The sequence below is a fragment of the Vibrio sp. HDW18 genome, from assembly GCF_011306175.1.
GTDB classification, from domain to species: domain Bacteria; phylum Pseudomonadota; class Gammaproteobacteria; order Enterobacterales; family Vibrionaceae; genus Vibrio; species Vibrio chanodichtyis.
This window is the reverse complement of sequence record NZ_CP049913.1, coordinates 1,939,803-1,960,887: the sequence shown is the minus strand read 5'-3', so window position 1 is coordinate 1,960,887 and position 21,085 is coordinate 1,939,803. Positions and strand designations below refer to the sequence as shown.

General features: G+C 45.7%; 23 protein-coding genes, 1 other RNA gene and 1 pseudogene. 12 read left to right on the top strand and 13 right to left on the bottom strand.

The genetic code is table 11. The features are described from left to right. Positions 1-280 precede the first annotated feature (280 nt). Positions 281-415 (top strand): hypothetical protein, encoded by a 135-nt coding sequence (locus G7083_RS15325; RefSeq protein ID WP_274723536.1) that lies wholly within the window; start codon positions 281-283, stop codon positions 413-415. 87 nt (positions 416-502) lie between these two features. Here G7083_RS15325 and tadA read toward each other — a convergent pair whose 3' ends face one another. From tadA to G7083_RS09460, 6 genes are all read right to left on the bottom strand, one after another. Then, positions 503-1,015 carry a tRNA adenosine(34) deaminase TadA gene (gene tadA, locus G7083_RS09485; RefSeq protein ID WP_166014539.1) on the bottom strand — a complete coding sequence of 171 codons (513 nt, stop codon included), beginning with the start codon at positions 1,013-1,015 and terminating at the stop codon, positions 503-505. Positions 1,016-1,163: 148 nt separating this feature from the next. Further along, positions 1,164-2,723, bottom strand: coding sequence for an AbgT family transporter (locus G7083_RS09480; protein WP_166014538.1), 1,560 nt, complete (start codon positions 2,721-2,723; stop codon positions 1,164-1,166). Positions 2,724-3,079: 356 nt separating this feature from the next. Continuing rightward, a complete protein-coding gene (locus G7083_RS09475; RefSeq protein ID WP_166014537.1) occupies positions 3,080-3,493 on the bottom strand; it encodes a prepilin-type N-terminal cleavage/methylation domain-containing protein in 414 nt (137 codons plus the stop codon). Next, complete coding sequence (locus G7083_RS09470) at positions 3,483-4,790, bottom strand: hypothetical protein (RefSeq protein ID WP_166014536.1); 1,308 nt, start codon at positions 4,788-4,790, stop codon at positions 3,483-3,485. The genes G7083_RS09475 and G7083_RS09470 overlap by 11 nt, the downstream gene beginning before the upstream one ends. Beyond that, on the bottom strand, positions 4,787-5,377 hold the full coding sequence (locus G7083_RS09465) for a pilus assembly protein PilW (protein ID WP_166014535.1): 591 nt from the start codon (positions 5,375-5,377) through the stop codon (positions 4,787-4,789). Before G7083_RS09465 ends, G7083_RS09470 begins: the two co-directional genes overlap by 4 nt. After that, complete coding sequence (locus G7083_RS09460) at positions 5,358-5,870, bottom strand: Tfp pilus assembly protein FimT/FimU (protein ID WP_166014534.1); 513 nt, start codon at positions 5,868-5,870, stop codon at positions 5,358-5,360. The genes G7083_RS09465 and G7083_RS09460 overlap by 20 nt, the downstream gene beginning before the upstream one ends. Positions 5,871-5,966: 96 nt before the next feature. On the opposite strand from G7083_RS09460, the gene G7083_RS09455 reads away from it, so the two are divergent. Then, positions 5,967-6,416 (top strand): type IV pilin protein, encoded by a 450-nt coding sequence (locus G7083_RS09455; RefSeq protein ID WP_166014533.1) that lies wholly within the window; start codon positions 5,967-5,969, stop codon positions 6,414-6,416. Between the two features lie 49 nt (positions 6,417-6,465). On the opposite strand, the gene dnaJ is transcribed toward G7083_RS09455, so the two are convergent. The 3 genes from dnaJ to grpE all read right to left on the bottom strand — a co-directional run bounded on the left by dnaJ (position 6,466) and on the right by grpE (position 10,555). After that, the gene (dnaJ, locus tag G7083_RS09450; protein WP_166014532.1) at positions 6,466-7,596 is read right to left on the bottom strand and encodes a molecular chaperone DnaJ; all 1,131 of its coding nucleotides are present in this window, start codon (positions 7,594-7,596) and stop codon (positions 6,466-6,468) included. Between the two features lie 195 nt (positions 7,597-7,791). Next, positions 7,792-9,699 (bottom strand): molecular chaperone DnaK, encoded by a 1,908-nt coding sequence (gene dnaK / locus G7083_RS09445; RefSeq protein ID WP_166014531.1) that lies wholly within the window; start codon positions 9,697-9,699, stop codon positions 7,792-7,794. 259 nt (positions 9,700-9,958) lie between these two features. Beyond that, entirely contained in the window at positions 9,959-10,555 is a 597-nt protein-coding gene (grpE, locus tag G7083_RS09440) for a nucleotide exchange factor GrpE (protein ID WP_166014530.1), read from the bottom strand. Between the two features lie 145 nt (positions 10,556-10,700). On the opposite strand from grpE, the gene nadK reads away from it, so the two are divergent. The 3 genes from nadK (at position 10,701) to bamE (ending at position 13,882) form a co-directional block, all read left to right on the top strand. Continuing rightward, the gene (gene nadK, locus G7083_RS09435) at positions 10,701-11,585 is read left to right on the top strand and encodes an NAD(+) kinase (protein WP_166014529.1); all 885 of its coding nucleotides are present in this window, start codon (positions 10,701-10,703) and stop codon (positions 11,583-11,585) included. A 117-nt stretch (positions 11,586-11,702) separates the two neighbouring features. Then, positions 11,703-13,367, top strand: a complete 1,665-nt coding sequence (recN, locus tag G7083_RS09430) for a DNA repair protein RecN (protein ID WP_166014528.1) — start codon at positions 11,703-11,705, stop codon at positions 13,365-13,367. Positions 13,368-13,525: 158 nt separating this feature from the next. Beyond that, complete coding sequence (gene bamE / locus G7083_RS09425) at positions 13,526-13,882, top strand: outer membrane protein assembly factor BamE (RefSeq protein ID WP_166014527.1); 357 nt, start codon at positions 13,526-13,528, stop codon at positions 13,880-13,882. An 83-nt stretch (positions 13,883-13,965) separates the two neighbouring features. On the opposite strand, the gene G7083_RS09420 is transcribed toward bamE, so the two are convergent. Continuing rightward, on the bottom strand, positions 13,966-14,280 hold the full coding sequence (locus G7083_RS09420) for an RnfH family protein (protein WP_166015033.1): 315 nt from the start codon (positions 14,278-14,280) through the stop codon (positions 13,966-13,968). Positions 14,281-14,282: 2 nt separating this feature from the next. Next, positions 14,283-14,717: a type II toxin-antitoxin system RatA family toxin gene (locus G7083_RS09415; protein WP_166014526.1), complete on the bottom strand. Its 435-nt coding sequence runs from the start codon at positions 14,715-14,717 to the stop codon at positions 14,283-14,285. A gap of 243 nt (positions 14,718-14,960) precedes the next feature. Between G7083_RS09415 and smpB the strand changes: the two genes are divergently transcribed. Together smpB and ssrA are read left to right on the top strand one after the other, a co-directional pair. Continuing rightward, positions 14,961-15,446 (top strand): SsrA-binding protein SmpB, encoded by a 486-nt coding sequence (smpB, locus tag G7083_RS09410; protein ID WP_166014525.1) that lies wholly within the window; start codon positions 14,961-14,963, stop codon positions 15,444-15,446. Between the two features lie 68 nt (positions 15,447-15,514). Next, positions 15,515-15,881: a transfer-messenger RNA gene (ssrA, locus tag G7083_RS09405) on the top strand. Positions 15,882-16,031: 150 nt separating this feature from the next. Here the strand turns inward: ssrA and G7083_RS15165 are convergent. Then, positions 16,032-17,067, bottom strand: a protein-coding gene (locus G7083_RS15165) for an IS630 family transposase (RefSeq protein WP_240911889.1) whose coding sequence is annotated in 2 segments (ribosomal slippage) — positions 16,032-16,607 and positions 16,609-17,067 — 1,035 coding nt in all. Because the reading frame shifts where the segments join, the coding sequence is not laid out codon by codon here. 94 nt (positions 17,068-17,161) lie between these two features. On the opposite strand from G7083_RS15165, the pseudogene G7083_RS09385 reads away from it, so the two are divergent. Continuing rightward, positions 17,162-17,416: pseudogene (locus G7083_RS09385) on the top strand (Arm DNA-binding domain-containing protein); the annotation flags it as partial. Between the two features lie 228 nt (positions 17,417-17,644). Here the strand turns inward: G7083_RS09385 and G7083_RS09380 are convergent. Next, the gene (locus tag G7083_RS09380) at positions 17,645-18,148 is read right to left on the bottom strand and encodes a ribonuclease HI (protein WP_166015032.1); all 504 of its coding nucleotides are present in this window, start codon (positions 18,146-18,148) and stop codon (positions 17,645-17,647) included. A gap of 42 nt (positions 18,149-18,190) precedes the next feature. Here G7083_RS09380 and G7083_RS09375 point away from each other — a divergent pair, with 42 nt between their 5' ends. The 4 genes from G7083_RS09375 (at position 18,191) to G7083_RS09360 (ending at position 21,070) form a co-directional block, all read left to right on the top strand. Beyond that, complete coding sequence (locus tag G7083_RS09375) at positions 18,191-18,442, top strand: hypothetical protein (protein WP_166014524.1); 252 nt, start codon at positions 18,191-18,193, stop codon at positions 18,440-18,442. 140 nt (positions 18,443-18,582) lie between these two features. Beyond that, positions 18,583-18,918, top strand: coding sequence for a hypothetical protein (locus G7083_RS09370; RefSeq protein WP_166014523.1), 336 nt, complete (start codon positions 18,583-18,585; stop codon positions 18,916-18,918). A 102-nt stretch (positions 18,919-19,020) separates the two neighbouring features. Next, positions 19,021-19,710, top strand: coding sequence for a hypothetical protein (locus tag G7083_RS09365; RefSeq protein WP_166014522.1), 690 nt, complete (start codon positions 19,021-19,023; stop codon positions 19,708-19,710). A gap of 4 nt (positions 19,711-19,714) precedes the next feature. Then, positions 19,715-21,070 (top strand): hypothetical protein, encoded by a 1,356-nt coding sequence (locus tag G7083_RS09360; RefSeq protein WP_166014521.1) that lies wholly within the window; start codon positions 19,715-19,717, stop codon positions 21,068-21,070. Positions 21,071-21,085 lie beyond the last annotated feature (15 nt).

The following is a 21,085-nucleotide window of genomic DNA, read 5'->3' as shown; positions in this document are numbered from 1 at the left end:
TGATTTTTTGCTAAGAAAATCGCTAAATCAAGGCGTGAATGCGATTGATTACCTATAGTCAAAAATAAGTAACATTCACGCGTGATAATACACTCAAACAACTTGGAGTTGCAGGTAGGCGGTAAGTGAGTCCTCATGAGCATAGACCAACTATGTGATTGGAGTGAACGAACCTAGCCAACACCATTGCAGCTTCAAGTAGGAAGGGTACACACGGATTGTAGGTTCCATCCCCTAAGGGGTTGGTTTTTTATCTCAGTAAGCAGTAGGAGGGTGTTTTATGTTGCGACGTAAACGTCAAACAAAACTCCTGAACAAAACCGTATCGGCCAATCGCCGCCGCCGTATGTTAGCCAACAGCAAGAAAAAACTGCTGGCTCGTCACCGCGCTTTCGTACAACTGATCGAAGCGTAATATGCTCGAAACGTAATATTCTCAAAACTTAATAGCTCGAAACTTAATAGCTCGTATGGCAAACATCACTCGATGTTTGCCAAAGATTCACAGATCCAATGACCTTTTCGCCTGACGTTGGCTTTTGATCTCTTTACGGCGACGTTGGAAAAAAGCTTGCAACTGAGCGCGACATTCTGACTCCAACAGTCCCTTTTCAACCGTCGCATAATGGTATGCCGCTTGGCTGCTAAACAGATCCATCACCGTCCCCGCCGCTCCCGCTTTCAAATCCGGTGCACCATACACTACCCGTTTCACTCGGCTATGCAATAAGGCTCCGGCACACATTGGGCAAGGCTCTAGCGTGACATATAAGGTAGTATCGAGCAGTCGATAGTTATTCAGCACCACTCCTGCTTTACGGATCGCATCAATTTCAGCGTGTGCAGTCGCATCATGCTGCGTAATCGAACCGTTCCAACCTTCTGCAATAATCTCACCATCACGCACTAATACTGCACCAACCGGGACTTCACCCTGTTGCTCGGCATGTTCGGCTAATGCGATAGCTCGACGCATAAATTGTTCATCTTGAGCAGAAAATAGTGACTCGGACACAAACCTACCCCGGCGTGAATTGAAAACGCTGATTCTAGCTGAGATTGCTGGCAAAACGAAAGCCAGTGTAGCAAAAAGCCCACTCGATTGAGTGGGCTTGGCTTAGAGAATATTTCGCGCTTACATGCTGTAGCTTACATGGTGTAGCTTACATGGTGTAAGTGTAAGGCGCTTGGATACCAAGAGGAATACCAACCGCCCAGTAAGCAAGCAGGAACAGTGACCAACCAATCAGCATCGCAATCGAGTAAGGCATCATGATCGAAGCCAGAGTCCCAATACCAGTCGATTTCACATAGCGTTGGCAGTACACCACCACCAGTGGGAAGAACACCATCAAAGGTGAAATGATGTTAGATACTGAATCGCCCACGCGATACGCTGCTTGAGAAAGCTCAGGAGAGATGCCAACCGCCATCAACATAGGCACAAGGATCGGGCCAATCAGAGCCCATTTCGCCGAGGCAGAGCCCACCAACAGGTTGACCATTGCGGTCAGTAAAATCATCCCGACAATCGTCGCTTGACCTGGCAAGTTCATCGCTTTCAAGCCTTCCGCGCCATACAGAGCGAGCATAGTACCAATGTTCGATTGACCAAATGCCGAAAGGAACTGCGCACAGAAAAATGACATCACAATATAAGCACCCATGGTCGACATGGTGCCAGACATGGCTTTAATCACATCATTGCTGTTTTTAAACGTGCCGGCGACACGGCCGTAAACAATGCCAGGAATGATAAATAGGATAAAAATCAGTGGCACAATCGATTTCATAATCGGCGCACTGAACGCGGTGATTTGACCATCAGGTGAACGCAGAGCTGAATTTTCAGGCCATACCGCAGCCACCAACAGCGCAAGACCGGCAACCATCGCCCAACCTGCGTAGCGGAATGCTTTGGATTCAATTGGCGTAAAAGAGCCAAGATCCGGAGCGGATTCAGCATCTTCATCAACTTTAGTTGCCGCTAAACGTGGCTCAATCACTTTATCGGTGACATACCAACCAATCGCGACAATGATGATCGATGAAAGACCCGTGAAATAGATATTCGCCAATGGGTTAACTTGGTAAGACTGATCCAACACTTGCGCTGCAGTTTGAGTAAAACCGGCCAGCAGAGGATCAATTCCAGATGGAATAAAGTTCGCCGAGAAGCCGCCTGATACCCCAGCAAAAGCTGCGGCAATCCCCGCCAACGGATGACGACCCGCCGCATGGAAAATAATCCCACCTAATGGAATAACCAGTACATAACCCGCATCTGCCGCCGTATGCGACACAATCGCCACCAAAATCAGCATCGGGGTTAGCAGTTTTAACGGTGTAACATTGAGCATTTTCTTCAAGCCAGTGGTAATAAACCCAGAAGAGTCCGCCACACCAACCCCAAGCATCGCCACTAATACAATGCCAAGCGGCGCAAAACTGGTAAAGGTAGTCACCATATTGGCGAGAAAGTGCGCCAGAGATTCACCGGTCAGTAAATTCTTGATTTCGAGTGCTTGAGCGGTACGTGGGTTAATTAAATCAAAGCTCAGGTTCGACAGCAGCGCTGAAGAGACCCAAATGATGATCAAAGCCCAAAAGAAAAGAATTGCCGGATCAGGGATTTTGTTTCCCGCCCGTTCAATAAAGTTTAAAAAGCGATCCATGCCACTCACTTTAGTGGATGTCGCTTGGTTGGTAGTGTGGTTACTCATAGTAAATTCCGTAATGTGATGTTGCTGCGTGAGGTCCTACTTATTCGACCTTCTGTTGCCGTTTCAAGTTTCCGTATGCAGGAGATCAATTCGTCACCGTGAAACGGTAATTTTTCGTCCGACATTGTATAGAAACCGCTAACTTAAAGCACAGGATTCGTTATTTTTTTACATAGTTAGAGACATATTTTGCAAAAATGCAAAAATGCAAAAATAAAGGCACAGATAGCAAATATTACAGATAAAACAATAGATACATTTTAGCAACCAATGTGCAAAACTAAGGTGGCAAAAATCTCAACATCAGCGATCGATTTAAGCTCTCACGACAAGGTACATAGAGTAAATATGGAGGGTTAATCAAATTCGCTGTGTTGTGAAATCATGGTATGCAGCGTCACGGATTGAGCGGTGCCATGCCGATCTTGCCAGCGCGCTTCAATCTCAATGCTTTTTAACTCACCCGCCAGTGCTACGGCAGGCACCGACCAAGACAAATGATAAAGCGGATGCGAGTTATCCTGCCCAGCAACAATACTACTAGCAAAATCAGCGCTCGGCAGCGCAGCGCTGACAGAAGAAGATCCACGAGTACGAAACCACTCTAATTTCTGCTCGGCAAGATTTAATGCCGCGACGCTGTGCAGGGCATAATCGGCCCGCTGCTCAATATAGGCTTGCAGTTTGACTAGTCCGAGTGCACCGACGCCAATCAACACAAAAGAGATCATGACTTCAATTAAGTTAAAACCAGCTTGCTTATTGCGCATACCAACTTCCTTGTTGCCAGCGGATATTATTCAAGCTAGAGGTGGGGCGTTTACTGGAATCAAATGACAGTGTCATAGATCCTGCGATAGAGGCTTTAAGACCATCAGCATCAAACCCATAGCCCCCCGTTGCCTTAAAGGCACCAGCATCAACATAAACCGTTTGCTGAAGATCGGTATACTGTTTACCAACCGTAAAATGGGTCGGCGCTCCCGTCTCCGTCGTAAACAAACTATTCCAATAATTTTCTAAATTTTCTGGCAAAAATTGGGGCTTATTTTTATCGACTAAATGGAAAATAGCCCCTTCAAATGTAGTAGCACCAGTATTTATAAACGTACCGTCTTGAATAACTAATGTGTATTTTTTAGCATTGCCCGTCATCACCAAATTACCATGTATGGCACAATTACCCGTCACCCAAACCTGATCCACATTTTTAAATGCATTCTCAATTAATGATTTACACTGCGTTGGATCGGTTGTTTCTATTCGACCCTGTTCTGGAAATGATTCTTTTAACTTGGAAGTATTTTCTGGTGTTTTTTTATAGCCAAAAAATGATTCAAATGGATCAATTTTATCATCATGTACAAAATCATCTTTTAATTCATAATCGGAATCATCTGGATTATCCGTTTTAGTTTTAGAGGCATGGCCAGTTAAATGCACATTGGTGGTGGTATTTTGCGTACAATTCCCAGCGGGAGAACCCGCATATAAACTATTTTCTTTGATACCTTCGGTTTGATACTTAGCACTAGGGCTGCCTTGTAGGGTGTAGCTGTATTTATAGGTAATCGACACACACTCATAATCCCCCGCTTGATTAGGAGGACCTTTAGCATCAGGATTGACTTGTAAATCACCGTAAGTGGTTAACCTCGATGTGGTTTGAATCGCCCCTTTACTGCTATTATTGTGCATGGTGAAGATTTTACTCAATTGCGTCCAACCATTGTGGGATTTAGCATTAATTTGATAGCGACCGTCAGCAAAATCAGTAATATTTAACTGACTAAGATTTAAGGCATCTTTACAGATCTGATTAAGCTGACCATGACCAATCGGAATAAGATTTTCAATGGTTGATATATCTTGCTTAACGTAAGTAAATAAACATTCTAGTCCACCTTCTGCTTGCCAATGTTGCTGGCGAGCCGTCACTTCATTCTGAGCGCGCTTAATTTGAAAAAATAAATTTTTATAGGAACCTAAGGTCACCACCAACGCTGCCGACAACAAGATTGAGGTAATCAGTAAAGTCGTCATACCTTGTTGATATTTAGCTCTCATTGCCAATTCCTTTGCTGAATCGTTAATCCAATGGTATGCGAAATAGTCGGGTCTTTTTTTAATTCAGCCGCCATCGTAATAGAAAGCAAAGCACTATCCACCGAAGCGCCTTGCAGTAATGAATGGCTGACATCAAATTGAAGCACTTTAATTTGGCTCGGCATAAAAAGATCGAAACATCCACTCGCAACGCTTGCAATATCTAGAGGTAACGGGGTTTCATTTTGGCAATATTGCAACATATGATTATTTAATCGATATACGGTATTGCTCACCGAGCTTGAACTTAATCGGTAAACATAGCCAATTTGATTCGCTTGATGGAAAAGTACCGAGCTCGCTCCAGATAACATCAACGAGTAAGTTTCAATGCCAGCAAAACCCGCACGCTGAATATCTTCTTTCATCTGCTGCATCACACTGCTCATTTGCTGTTGCAGCATAATCTGCTGACTACGCCGGGCCGCCGTTTTTTGGTTAGCCAGAAAAACACCGCCGATGATGCCTAGTGCGATCACACCAATTAATCCGGCAATCATAAATTCAATTAAGCTATTGCCTTGATATTTAGCACTTTTCAAAGCCATACTTTGCCTCATTGTCCGCACAGACTCGGATACGTCCCGCCCGATTATGCACAATCACTTTAATCGGATTGGCATCCAATTCCGTTTGTTTAAGTACCATACTGCCTGCAGTTTGAGGATTGCCCATCACCGGATCAAATTTGAGATTCGTTAAGGTACCAGTACTGGATACCAGCACATTGCGATAGCGCGCGCCTTGCAATACCGCCAACGTATTGTGCTCGGTAATATCAGCAACGCCCTCCACACTGGCTAAGCGTAATACCCAATCACCAGTGGCAGAAGGTAAGCCTTGCATGTGTACCCACAAATTTTGATTTCTCAATACCGCTTCTGATTTCGCTTGGATCAAAAAACCTTGTAACTCATTGGCTAAATTAACCATTTTGCTCTGTTGGTTAATTTGCGAAAAATTGGGGGCTGCAAACAGCAGCAGTGTGGTAAGCACGGCTACGGTGATCAGTAGCTCAAGTAAGGTAAAGCCGCGATGCATTTCCCAAAATCCTTTGCAAGCTGTGAGAAGAGGATGAATCAACTTGCATAGATGCTAACAGCTATCAACAATGGCGTTGTTTGATAAAGAGAACTAATGGAAATGATTCGAAAATTTTTCTGCAAGCCAAGGTTAGTCTGGCAACAAGGTATGACCTTGATCGAATTAATGATCGCGGTAGTGATAGTCGGAATACTCGCGAGCATCGCTTATCCCGATTATACCGACTACGTTAAAGAGGGGCATCGTAAGCAGGCGCTCACCGATATGACCAAGATTCAACTCTATTTAGAAGAAAAATATAACCATGGCTATACGGATGCCGCTGCGGACATCGTTGATGCTCAAAATGTATGTAATTCCTTTTGTAGCGTAGACAGTGATCGTTACAATATTGTGGTCGAAACAGCGGCCACTAGCTATGTGATTACAGCAACCCCACAATCCAGTAAAGGACAAAATAGTGATAAATGCGACGGCAGCACTTACCCCTCTCTCACGTTGAATGAGAAAGGAGTGACATCACCAATTGGATGCTGGAAATAAGAAAAGACCAGCAAGCTGGCCTTTTCGATAGTGACTCATTGAATCTTGATTAACTGGTTAGGTCATCAAAAAACTTCTTCACACCATTAAAGAAGCCTTCGGCTTTCGGTTTATGTTTGGTGGCTGCTTCGCCACCACAGGACTCTTCAAACTCTTTCAGCAGCTCTTTTTGGCGCGCACTTAAGTTAACCGGGGTTTCTACCACCAATTTAACAATCAGATCACCAAACGCAGCCGAGCGAACACCTTTCACCCCTTTGCCACGCATACGGAACATGCGGCCAGTTTGGGTTTCAGTCGGCACTTTCAAGCTCACACGGCCATCGAGCGTTGGTACTTCAACCTCACCACCAAGCGCGGCCATCGCAAAGCTGACCGGCACTTCACAGTACAAGTTATTGCCATCACGCTCAAAAATATGGTGCTCTTTAACATGCACTTGTACGTACAAATCACCGGCTGGTGCACCCATTTCTCCGGCTTCACCTTCGCCCGCCAGACGAATGCGATCGCCCGTATCCACCCCTGCCGGAATTTTCACATTCAGAGTCTTGCTCTTCTGTTTGCGGCCTTGACCGTGGCAAACATGACAAGGCTCTTTAATGATCTTGCCTTTGCCATGACAGGTTGGACAGGTTTGCTGCACCGCAAAGAAACCTTGGCGCATTTGCACTTGGCCATGGCCATGACAAGTTCCACAAGTTTGGGCCGAGGTGCCTTTTTTCGCACCAGAGCCTTCACAAGTATCACAATGCACTAACGTCGGCACTTCAATCTCTTTCGAGCAGCCACGCACCGCTTCTTCGAGGCTCAATTCCATGTTGTAACGCAGATCGGAGCCGCGCTGTGCTCTTGGACCGCCGCCACGGCGACCGCCCCCAAAGATATCGCCAAAGACGTCACCAAAAATATCGCCAAAATCAGCGCCACCGCCGCCAAAACCACCAGCGCCTTGTTCAAACGCCGCATGGCCATATTGATCATAAGCGGCTTTCTTCTGGCCATCGGTCAGAATTTCATACGCTTCCTTCACTTCTTTAAACTTTTCCGCCGCACCGGCATCACCCGAGTTACGGTCCGGGTGGTATTTCATCGCAAGGCGTTTATAGGCCTTTTTAATATCACGCTCGGAGGCGTCACGGCCTACGCCTAGTACTTCGTAAAAATCACGTTTTGACATGTTCTCAGTCACCAATTTATTACTGTCAGCGGCTACGCCGCTCGGTGGGTATCGATATAGATAAGGGAGATCTGATGCCTTTATCTGTAGCGACACTCATTAAACAGACGGGCGTAAGAGTTGCCTCAAACGCCCGCGATAAAGTTCAATAAGAGTCAGCGAATCCGCACCCATTCAGGGTGCGAAAGCACGTCATTATTTCTTATCGTCGTTCACTTCTTCAAACTCAGCGTCAACCACGTCATCTTCTTGCGCTGAAGACTGACCTGCGTTGCCACCTTGGGCTTGAGCTTGTTGTTGGGCAATTTCCATCAGCTTCTGTGCCGCTGCCATCAAAGCTTGTACTTTGGCATCGATTTCTGCTTTGTCTTCGCCTTTTTTCGCTGTTTCCAGCTCACCGATCGCCGCTTCAATCTTGGCTTTATCATCTGCAGGCAAAGCTTCACCTGCTTCAGTGATCTGCTTACGCGTTGCGTGGATCATTTGGTCAGCTTGGTTACGCGCAGTCGCTAACTCTTCGAACATTTTGTCCGCTTCTTTGTTGGCTTCCGCTTCTTGAACCATTTTTTCGATTTCAGCATCGCTCAGACCACCAGAAGCTTGGATAGTGATCTTCTGCTCTTTGCCGGTTTGTTTATCTTTGGCTGAAACGTGCAGAATACCATCCGCATCCAAGTCAAAAATAACTTCGATTTGTGGCATGCCACGTGGCGCAGCATTAATGCCTTCTAGGTTAAATTGACCCAGCGATTTGTTGTACGTCGCTTGCTTACGCTCACCTTGCAGTACATGGATAGTTACTGCGCTTTGGTTATCTTCCGCCGTAGAGAACACTTGGTTCGCTTTGGTTGGGATGGTGGTGTTTTTCTCGATGAGTTTGGTCATCACACCGCCCATGGTTTCGATACCTAGAGAGAGTGGAGTCACGTCTAACAGCAGAACGTCTTTCACTTCACCGGCTAAAACGCCGCCTTGTACTGCTGCACCAACGGCAACCGCTTCATCAGGGTTAACATCTTTACGTGGCTCTTTACCAAAGAATTCAGCAACTTTCTTCTGAACCATTGGCATACGAGTTTGACCACCAACCAGGATCACATCATTGATGTCATTAACAGATAGACCAGCATCTGCCAGTGCGACTTTCAATGGATCCAGTGAGCGTTGTACCAGATCTTCAACCAGCGCTTCCAATTTAGCACGGGTCACTTTGATGTTCATGTGCTTAGGACCGGTTGCATCGGCGGTGATGTATGGCAGGTTAACATCGGTTTGTTGTGCAGAAGAGAGTTCGATCTTCGCTTTCTCTGCTGCTTCTTTCAGACGTTGCATTGCCAGTGGATCGTTACGCAGGTCGATGCCTTGTTCTTTTTTGAACTCGTCAACCAGATAGTTGATCATGCGGTTGTCAAAGTCTTCACCACCTAAGTGAGTATCACCATTGGTTGACAGAACTTCGAAAGTTTTCTCACCTTCAACTTCATCGATTTCGATGATAGAGATATCGAATGTACCACCACCTAAGTCATACACAGCGATAGTGCGATCACCGCCTTGCTTGTCTAGACCGTAAGCCAGCGCTGCTGCCGTTGGTTCGTTGATGATCCGTTTCACTTCCAGACCCGCAATACGGCCAGCGTCTTTGGTCGCTTGGCGTTGCGCATCGTTAAAGTAAGCTGGTACGGTGATAACTGCTGCAGTGACTGGTTCACCGAGGAAATCTTCCGCAGTTTTCTTCATTTTTTTCAAAATTTCAGCCGATACTTGAGGCGCAGCCATTTTTTGGCCTCGTGCTTCAACCCAAGCATCACCGTTGTCTGCCTTAACGATTTTGTAAGGCATAATTTTGAGATCGCGCTGCACTTCTTCGTCTTCAAAACGACGACCAATCAGGCGTTTGATAGCAAATAGCGTATTTTGTGGGTTAGTAACCGCTTGACGTTTGGCAGGTTGGCCTACCAGCGTTTCGCCATCTGTATAACCAATTACCGAAGGTGTTGTACGCTCACCCTCTGCGTTTTCGATTACGCGAGGTTTATCGCCATCCAATACCGCAACACATGAGTTTGTAGTACCTAAGTCAATACCAATGATCTTACCCATCAGGCTATCTCCAAAAAAATTCTATGTTCGATTTGTCTAACCCCTATATGGGGATGGAGAATGGGGTTTCAACCCCTACTCACAAACCAAAACGGGCTTGTTTGCTTCTCGTATGTCCCTTAAATAAGGTCTTCAAACACCATTTCAAGGGCAAAAATGAAAAAAAAAATCCGATTTATGGGCTTTTTCAGCATAAATTGGTGATTGGCATAAAAAAAGCGAAGCCACTGGCTCCGCTGGTTCACGCACATGGTGAGTATTATTTCGCGACCATAACCATCGCAGGACGCACCACGCGACCATTTAGTTCATAGCCTTTTTGCATCACAAACATCACGGTGTTTGAGTCATGCTCGGCACTTTCTTGAATTGACATCGCTTGATGGAACTCTGGATTAAACGTTTCACCGTGCGGATTAATCTCTTTCAAGCCAAACTTCGCGATGGTATCAACGAACGTTTTATGGGTGAGCTCAACCCCTTCCAGCAGCGGTTTCACCGCTTCAACCGCACCATCTGCCGCTTGAATCGCACGCTCAAGGTTATCAATAACCGGTAGCAACTCTTCGGCAAAACGGCTCAGTGCGAATTTACGCGCTTTATCCACTTCTTGCTCGCTGCGGCGACGCATGTTTTCTACTTCAGCACGCGCACGCAGAGCGTGATCTTGCTGCTCTTTAACTCGCTCTTCACTTACCAGCAAAGCCGCTTCTAATTGAGCGATTTTCGCTGCTTGCTCATCCATCTCTTCAGGATTCCAGTCGATATCGGCATCAGTGCCTACTACTTCTGCATCTGTTGCAAGCGCATCTTGCGGCAGTTGCTCGTCTTGGTTTTTGATCTCTTGGTTGCTCATGATATCTCCAAAATTCACTTGATACTGGCTAGGAGGCATTGTCTCAGCCCGGATTGCCTAGCACAAAAATTCGCATAAAAGCACAACTTGCCCTTATTATGGGGACGATGAATTCTGATTCAAGCCTAAATCGGTTGGAAACCTTATGAAAAAGCCATTCAACGTGCTGGCCATCATCGGCAAACCGCGTGATCAACAAGCGATTCAAACGCATAAAGACATTTATCACTGGCTGACCGCGCTCGGTTATACCGTGTTGATTGATGATCGTTTACAGGAAATTTTGCCCGATTTGCCAGCAGAACATTTTGCGAGCTTAATTGCGCTTGGTCAGCAGGCGGATCTCGCTATCGTGGTCGGTGGTGATGGCAACATGCTCGGTGCTGCGCGGGTATTATCCCGTTTTGATATCGCCGTGATTGGCGTCAATCGCGGTAATTTAGGCTTTTTAACCGATCTCAATCCGGAAGATTTTCAACGCCGCCTACAGCAAGTGCTTGATGGCCATTATTGGCAAGAAACCCGCTTTTTGTTAGAAGCGGAGATCCATCGCCATGGCCAAATCAAAAGCCATAATGCCGCCTTAAATGAAGCGGTATTACATCCGGGCAAAATCGCACATATGATTGAATTTGAAGTTTACATTGATGATAACTTCGCTTTCTCACAGCGCTCCGATGGTTTAATTGTGTCGACGCCAACCGGATCGACCGCTTATTCACTTTCCGGTGGTGGCCCGATCCTTTCGCCGAGCCTGAATGCCATCACGCTGGTGCCAATGTTTCCCCATACCCTTTCCTGCCGCCCTTTGGTGGTCGATGGCAATCGCCGAATTAAACTGGTGGTGTCACCGGAAAACCGCGGCATCCAAGAAGTCAGTTGTGATGGGCAAGTGTCCCTTCCGGTTTCTCCCGGCGATGAAATTCATATTTATCAAAGTCCCAATCTACTCAAACTGATCCATCCTGAAGACTACAGCTACTACCATGTGCTGCGTACTAAACTCGGCTGGTCAAGTAAGCTGTTTTGATATTGCTCACAGGATCGTAACAATCAATAAAAAAATTCACCTGCGTGACTTTACTGTATAAAGAAACAGTATAAACTGTTTCTTTATACAGTATTGGTTAATCATACAGGTGCAAACATGCTGGCTCACTTGAGTATCAATAACTTCGCGATTGTTAAATCGCTACAACTTGAACTATCCAAAGGAATGACCACCATTACCGGTGAAACCGGCGCAGGCAAATCGATTGCGATTGATGCGCTAGGTTTATGCCTAGGAGGACGCGCAGAAGCCAGCATGGTGCGCCAAGGTGAAGATAAAACCGAAGTCTGTGCTGCTTTTCATCTCGATAACAACCTGCTTGCCAGTCGCTGGCTAGAAGATAATGAATTATTAGAGGGCAAAGAGTGCATTCTACGCCGCATCATTAGCAAAGATGGCCGCTCAAAAGCCTTTATCAATGGCAGCCCGGTGCCATTATCACAGCTCAAAACACTCGGACAATTGCTGATTAATGTGCATGGTCAGCACGCACATCAGCAACTGATGAAGCCCGAATACCAACTCACCATGCTCGACCAATACGCAGGCCATGCGGATTTACTCAAAACCACGCGCCACACCTACCAAAATTGGCGGCAGGCCAACAACCAACTCAAACAATTGCGCGAAAACAGCCAGCAAAATCAAGCTCAATTACAGCTTTTAGAATACCAAATTAAAGAACTCAACGAGTTAGCACTTGGCGAACAAGAATTTATTGAACTAGAGCAAGAGCATAAACGGCTTACCAACAGTGGCGATCTAGCGCTCAATTGCCAACGCGCGATTGAGTTATTAAATGAAGGTGAAGAAATCAATGCGTTAAGTTTATTGCAAACCGTGAGCCAAACATTGACCGATTTGGCCGATATGGACAGCAAGCTCAGTGGCCTACCTGCTATGCTGGCAGAAGCGCAGATCCAACTCGAAGAAACCTACCATGAACTGCGCCACTATTTGGATGGGATTGAAGTTGATCCCGAACAGATGGCCTATATCGAAGAGCGCTATTCCAAAGTAATGTCACTAGCACGTAAACATCATGTGCTACCAGAAGAGCTGTATCAACATCATCAAGCATTACTGCAACAAATTGCTGTACTCGATTGTTCGGATGAAAAAATGGCGGCGCTGATCAGCGAAGTCGACACACTATACCAAACGTTTATTACCGCAGCAGATAAACTGCATAAATCACGCACTCGCTACGCAAAAGAGCTGGATAAGTTGATTAGTCGTAGCATGCATGAATTGAGTATGGAGCAAGCACAATTCAAAATTGAAGTGCAGCAAGATAATGCCCACTCTTCACCTTTAGGTTTTGACGCAGTGACCTTCTTAGTCTCCACCAACCCAGGACAACCACTACAAGCGATCGCTAAAGTCGCTTCCGGTGGCGAACTGTCACGCATGTCACTGGCCATTCAAGTGATCACCGCGCAAAAAGTAGAAACACCAAGCCTAATTTTCGATGAGGTCGATGTTGGCATTTCCGGCCCCACCGCCGCCGTGGTCGGCAAAATGCTGCGCAAGCTCGGCGAATCAACCCAAGTACTGTGTGTGACCCACTTACCGCAAGTAGCAGGATGTGGCCATCACCAACTGTTTGTCGCCAAACAAACCAAAGCGGGCAAAACTGAAACGCAAATGCTCAAATTGGATCACGAGCAACGGATTGCAGAACTCGCACGCCTACTTGGTGGCAGTCAAATCACCGAGTCAACCCTGGCGAATGCCAAGGAGTTACTGATCGCGGCCTAATGACAACACTTATCGCCGGACTTTTTGTTCAGCTTTGCAACCAAACTCAAAATTCATAGTCTGAATAAGCTCAGAGTGCGATCGAGGTTTTTACATCTGCGCTGAGCTTGTTTATTATCAGCCAAGTTTTTAGCCCTGTGGGACAGAGAGTTTTAACAATGCAGTTTACTAAGTGGTTTATCGCCCTTCCTCTTGCCGTGACCGCCTTATCCGGCTGCTCTTTATTAGAGCGCTTGGTGTATCGAATCGATATCAATCAGGGTAACTACGTCGATCAACAGTCGGTGCAACAACTTAAATTTGGCATGAGCAAAGAACAAGTACGTTTTGTACTCGGTTCGCCAATGCTGATTGAAAATAGTTACCCAGATACCTGGTACTACATTTATCACCACACTCCAGGCCATAATGATTCGGTGCAGAAAAACCTGATCGTAAAATTTGATGATAGCAAACTAGTTAACGTGACAGGTGACTTCCCGACCGGTAAAGAATTCTTCGAAGGCGTTAATTAAGACTTTCCGCAATATGATGTGCGGATAACTTGTGGCTTAATAGCATTAAGCAGGATCAAAAATAAAAGGCTTTGAACCGCCTTTTATTTTTGTATTGTTTGCACCGCCACCTGCTTGGCCTGTTCCGCGCGTTTACGGCGGATCTCTTTCGGGTCAGCCAACAATGGACGATAAATCTCAATCCGATCTTTATCGCGAACCTGAGCGTCTAACTTCACATTACGACTAAAAATGCCCACTTTATTGACCGCCAAATCAATTTCAGGGTATTTCAATAACACACCAGAATGCTGAATAATCTCCTCAACCGTTGCCGATGGCTCAACATCTAACTTAACAACATGTTGCTCATGCGGTAGTGCATACACCACCTCAACCTGTAGCCTTTCACTGCTCATCATCACTCTCCATACACCTGTTTGGCTCGACGGGTAAATGCATTCACCATATTGCTGGTCAATTCGTTAAAAATTTTGCCAAATGCCAGCTCAATCATCTTGCTGGAAAATTCAAACTCTAAGCGCAGTTCCACCTTACAAGCGGCTTCATCTAAAGGGGTAAAAAACCACCCACCACGCAAAGTTTTAAATGGCCCATCCACCAGACTCATTACAATCGCAGCACCTGGGGTTAATTGATTGGCGGTTGTAAACGTTTTGCCAATCCCCGCTTTGGCAACATCCACCGATGCCAACATATGACTCTCGCTCTGCTCTAATACACGAGAACCAGAGCACCCCGGCAAAAACTCCGGATAGCGAGCCACATCATTGACCAAATGAAACATCTGCTCTGCACTAAACGCAACCAAGGCAGAACGACTGACTTGTTTCATTTTTACTCCTTACCACGACTCAAACTGCTTGCGAAAATGGATTGTACTTTCATCCCCCTAGCACCTCAAGCCATCCTCGATGACGGCTCAAACGGTTTAAAGTCATCGCGCAACGATAAGCATACTCCTCTATGACATACAAACTCTGTGATTGGTAGGCTTGAGTCAACGCCCAGATAGCCGTATGCTACGGCAAACAAAAGCGTTTCCTAACCGCCGACCAATCCGTATAATGCGCCCACTATGACGAAAAAAAAATCCAATACCAAAGCGGGTAGCAACACTATCGCGCTGAACAAAAAAGCTCGCCACGAATACTTCATCGAAGATGAATTTGAAGCCGGCATGGAGCTACAAGGCTGGGAAGTAAAATCACTTCGCCAAGGTAAAGCCAACATTGCCGAAAGCTACGTTTACATCAAAGATGGCCAAGCGTTTATTTCAGGTATGACTATCACTCCGTTGCAGCAAGCCTCAACTCACGTGATCGCCAACCCAACCCGTATCCGCAAGCTGCTACTTTCACGCCGCGAACTCGACAACCTATTTGGTCGTATCAATCGTGAAGGGATGACGCTTACCGCATTGTCACTCTACTGGTCTCGTTCGTGGGTCAAAATCAAAATTGGCGTCGCGAAAGGTAAAAAACTGCACGATAAACGTGAAGATCTGAAAGAAAAAGAGTGGCAACGCCAAAAAGATCGAGTGATGAAAAGCGCATTGCGCTAATAATCACCACTTAAACAATGGGAGCTAGACAGAAGCATTGATTCTGGTACTATGCATCCGTTACCTCTGGGGCTGATTCAGGATTCGACGGGAATTTTGCAGTCTGAGGTGCATGCCGAGGTGCGGTAGGCCTCGTTAACAAACCGCAAAAAAATAGTCGCAAACGACGAAAACTACGCACTAGCAGCTTAATACCCTGCTCAGAGCCCTTCCTCCCTAGCTTCCGCTTGTAAGACGGGGAAATCAGGAAGGTCAAACCAAATCAAGCTGGCGTGGATTCCCCCACCTGAGGGATGAAGCGTAAGACCTAATTCAGGTTAGCCATTCGTTAGCGTGTCGGTTCGCAGGCGTTGGTGAAATTAAAGATCGACTAAGCATGTAGTACCAAAGATGAATGATTTTCGGACGCGGGTTCAACTCCCGCCAGCTCCACCAAATCATAGTTTAAAGACGTCTCAGGACGTCTTTTTTCTTATCTGAAATAACAAAAAATCAATAACTTAGCATTTATAGCCATTCCATAAGATTCCATAGCAGCTTTGACTTTTAGGAACCAATGTAGGAACCTTATACCAATCTGGAAAATTAACTGGTCAGCTCTATCCACCTTCTCGAACACATCTGTCTGACTCTGGCCGAGCATTTCAAAAAACTATTCCAAGCCCGACATACTTTGGAGACAATGTCTTCGTAATCCGTAAAAGACTGGTTGGCTAGATAGTGTTGTCTTAACCAACTCCATACTTGTTCTATTGGATTCAACTCAGGGGAATAGGGCGGGAGTTTGATGACACTGAGGTTCTGAAATTCATTGGCAATATCTTCTGTGTGCCAGCTTGCACCATCCATAATGACCACTGCGTGACGACCTTTTTCGGTCACCGCGGAGATCTGCCTAAGATGCTCAACCATAAGGTCCTTGTTAACCCAAGGAACGACCATCGCCTCGCCAATGCCTCTAGCGGGACAGACAGAACCAAACAGATACGCATATTCAAATTGTTGTTGCTTCACGGCTCTGGGACGTGTTCCTTTTTCTGCCCATAACCGTGTGGTGGTGTTTTGTTGCCCAAATCTGGCTTCATCCTGAAACCAGACATCAACCCGTTCTAAAGCGATATGTCCTGGGATCTTCAGGATCGTTTCAATTTTAAATTTTTTTAAAATCGTCTTGGATTTGCTGGGATTGACGAGGATGTTTGGAGCGAGAAGTTACCCAAGAGAACCCCATGTGCTCGAGCAGGTAATAGATAGAATCAGGGTGGTAGTGCTGGCCAAATTCTTTCACGATATAAGCGTGGATGTCGGCCCCAGTGAGTCGTCCGCCTAGTGTATCATTGGCTTTATCTTTGATGTATTGGCTCAATTGCTCTCTTTGCTTGGATGTTAAGAATGGTGGTCGTCCCGTTCTTGGTTTTTCCTTGAGGCCTTCTAATCCTTCCTCAAGAAAAGTGTGAACCCACCGATTAACACTGGTTCGGCTAACCTTAAGAAACTTGGCGATTTGGGTGCGAGAGTGCCCATCTTTGAAATGGTCGAGGGCCAGCAGTCTCATTTTCATCTGAATAGATTTCTGCTGGCTTGCGAGCTTTTTAAAGTCGATATTATCGAGGCTGTCCATAGTGAATAAGTTCTATCGTTGAATGCCCTCAATTAGATCATATTTTTTCTTTGATTGGTATTAGTTTTGTGTTCCTAATTTATGGTTCCTAAACATGCCGAGACAGACAAAACAGCTATCCGCTACTGAAGTCAAAAACGCTAAGGCAAAAGAGAAAGAGTATTACCTCGTAGACGGTCAAGGATTGAAACTGCGAGTACTTCCGAGTGGCTCTAAGCAATGGCTATTCAACTACTATCGCCCAACAAACGGTAAACGCGCTAATCTCAACTTAGGCCGATTTCCTGATGTTTCTCTTGTTCAGGCCCGTAAAGCCTCTTTGAATGCCAAAGAGCTGATCGCCCAAGGCAACAACGCATTAACGCCATGGATTGATGCCCTCACTGATCACGTTAGATTGAAGGTAAAAACCAGTGTTTGGCCGTGATGAACAGACAAAAATAAAGCCGATACAACGCCCTATTTAGGACATTATATCAGCCTATTTAATTGCCAGCACTCGCCCTTAAGAGAGAGCTCAGCCCTTGTGGCACAAGGGCTGAGCACCAATAGAGGATCGGGCATAGGTAAACTCGCCTTACAGATTTATAAGTGCTTGTTTTGCCATATCATACGCTTCATTCAACGCGGGATGCGTACTTGATGTTGCCCTGTTTACATCGATGTATTTCTCAGCTCGGAGCGCATCTATCTGTTGCCATAGGTCACGATTTGCTACTGGCTTTTTGTCTGACTTACGCCAACCTTTTTGCTTCCAGGTATCAATCCATTCGTTAAACCCACGAACACAAAAATCACTGCTGGTATAGATGACATCGCCATCACACGCATACTGCATACATTCCACCAGCGCAATCAGCTCTAGCTCTGTATTACTGGTGTATCCCTGCATCGGTAAACATTGTTGGTCTATTCGCTCACCGGCTTTGTCGTACACCACCAAACCAATTCCGCCACCTGCACTGGACGCCGTGACGGCGATAAACAACGCGCATGATTCATTTTTCATTGTTGCTTCCTTTTCTGTTTTGACAACGCAACGTGCTTGTCTCTCATCAGATAAGGGGGTGACGTGAAAAATGAAGTGTGCGCGTCACAGAGCCCTGAACCATAAGGACACGTTATGACCACCTTTTCTCCGCTACGCGAAAAGCTCTTAAAGGCCCTACTGAAAGCCGCCCTCGCTGGGTATCACCACCTCAGTGCCCACTTTCAAAAGGTCAAAGCTGAAATGACAGAACTCAGTGACCACGATTTATTTGAAGAAACAAAGCATCACCCCACCCTGCATTTACGCTGCCTCTTGGCAAGCTTTGAGCTCATCCAGCGTGGCTACTATATCAGCGATATCCGTGATGTGAGGAATGACTCTTAACTTCACAGCGACATCAATATGCGCGCCATTTCACAAAACCATACCAATAAAATTGAGTGAGACATTATCTGTCTCACTCGTCCGTATTCTTTCAACAATTAACAGCACAGTGCTCTACGTGCGGATCGAGGATAAAACAAATGAGTAAAAGCAACGTATTACATCACGTAGATGAACAATCTCTAAATGACCTTATTCGCCGCCACGAATCATTCACGTTAACGAAAGTGAAGAACTTCAACCAAACGGTGAAGAAGGTAGAGCGACTAATAGAAAAACAAGGGCTATCTTGCCGAGTCTATACAGCCGGTCGCGCTGCCACCATGGCAGCGGCTCTAGCCTCCGGCCCTGCGGTCATCTTTGGCTTAGCCTCTGCCGCCGCCATCGCAGCTCATAAAGTTGCGACACTCAACCCTGACTATGAAATCGCAAAGTATCCGCTTGCAGACAAGCTGGTTGTGAACTTCAAAAAGTAATCCTCTGGACTGTGTGGCCACCAGTCTTCCCATTTTTCCCGCTATCTCTCCAAACATTGATGTCTTGGGGCCAGATAAGTGTGCTTAGAATTTGGTGGTCCTATGTCTATTAGTACAAATCGACGAAGTGCCGAGCACCTCGAATTGATATTCGAGATTTATTCATTAATCCCAACGACACGCAAAATTACCGTTCGTGAGATCCATCAAGCGCTTACGGATAAAGGGATCGTCAGAACAAAACGAACCGTACAGCGCTATCTTGATAGCCTGCTGAACTATTTCGATATAGAGCAAGATACACGAAGCCAACCTTATGGCTATCGCAGAAAAATCACGACCAAACTGACCTTTAGCCCATGCGATCACATGATGTTCAGCTGGGCAGAGCTCAGTTTGAAGGCGCTGTTACCTAAGTCTTATCACGAAATCATTAGCCAAGCTTTCATTGCATTCAACGCGCCAGAATCGAAATCGCTACCGATCGATATTCGTTTATCTGCACCAAATGATGAAACGGCGTGTGATGACCAAGTGTTCGAAACCTTGTGCCTGGCCGTATTTTACCAACGAGAAGTTCGACTTACGCTGATTAATCAACCAACTTGCCTTTATATCAATCCATTAGGCTTTATTCTCGACAGCAATGGCTTATACCTGGTCTATCAGTTTCAAGAGCAATTTCATGTCATCACCCTAGCTAACGTAGTTTCAGCCTATTTGACAACCTTTGCTTACCATTATCCGCCCCAGTTTTCACTGAAAGATATACAACCACATAAAAGGAAATGACTTTATGGCAACACATGCTTTAAAAACCGTGCTCACCCTCCCCGCATTACTCGTATTGACAGCTTGTGGCGGCTCTGACGACTCAAGTAATGAATCATCGATTTCACGCACGGTACCAATTACGTCAATGAGTGTCGTGCAAGAGGGCTTTCAAACCTTTAAACCACGAGATCACCAATTAACAGGATTTACCGCACGTTCTATAAAATACCGGCGCACCATAAACCATGATGATGGTATCAGTTCATATGTCTATGAAAATCCACAAACTGGCGAAGTCAGCTCGGTTGTGTTTGAAGGTGACGATGACTCAAGTGAAGGGATACTCCCCATGCCGACTATCGATACTATCGTCGATCTCAACGAGATCTATTCGGCTATCAACATGAGTAACACCGCTATTGCAATTGATGGTTCCATTATGACCGGCAAATATACCCTCATTCAAAACAAGGTAACTGGGGATGTTTATCCGTTGGTGGAAGATGGTAAGCCAATCTATAAACCCGTCGAGGCAGAGCATGAAGCTTGGATCACCAATACTCGATTTTCTCATAATGGAGACACACAGCGTATTTATTTGCGCCATGGCGATACATTGAGCTTACACAAAGCAGAGCTTATCGAAGGACTTTTCGTGATCAGCAAGATATTTGATGATTACCTGCGTGATGATGTCATTTTGCCAAATGGCGATATTGCAAGTCAGCCATGGAACAGCCGAGACACTTTAACTTGGAGAGAGCAAGACGGTACAGAGCATGAGCTCGCTTACAATACGGATTTGAGTACACCATTCTTGTATGACGGTAAACTCTATGCGGTTCGCACATCAGATAATGCAATGATTGAGTTAACCTTCAACGGAACTACTCTTGTGCAAACTGACGCAGGTTGGACAATCAACGGTTATCGCCCATGGCCGCTAAGTGTAGTGCGTGGTGATTATAAAATGCACTCTGACTGTTCGGTGTATAAGTTCGATGCAACGAACAAAACCATCACGCAATTAGAATCGGCAAAAAACCATACTGGCTATGTTGCCAACGCAGGTCAAAACGCCTTGTTTTGCATGTTTGCCGACGCCGATGATGATGCAGCCTTTCCTAAGTTTTTCCGCTTCGATATTGATAAAGCCGCCCTTAATCAATTAGCGACAACAACCGTAAATGCATCAAGTGGCACTAAACTAGATGCTAATGAGCGTATGGCGGTTGTCAGTGATAACGAGCTAATGTTCTATCAATACCCGAGCGGCAGCTTCACCGAGTACTACGTAAACTTCGATGCTGGAACTACAGTTGAAAAGGGCGTTGAATCCGTAACGACAATCAAAATGCAGACGGTAACAACCGAATAAATAAGCATTATGAAT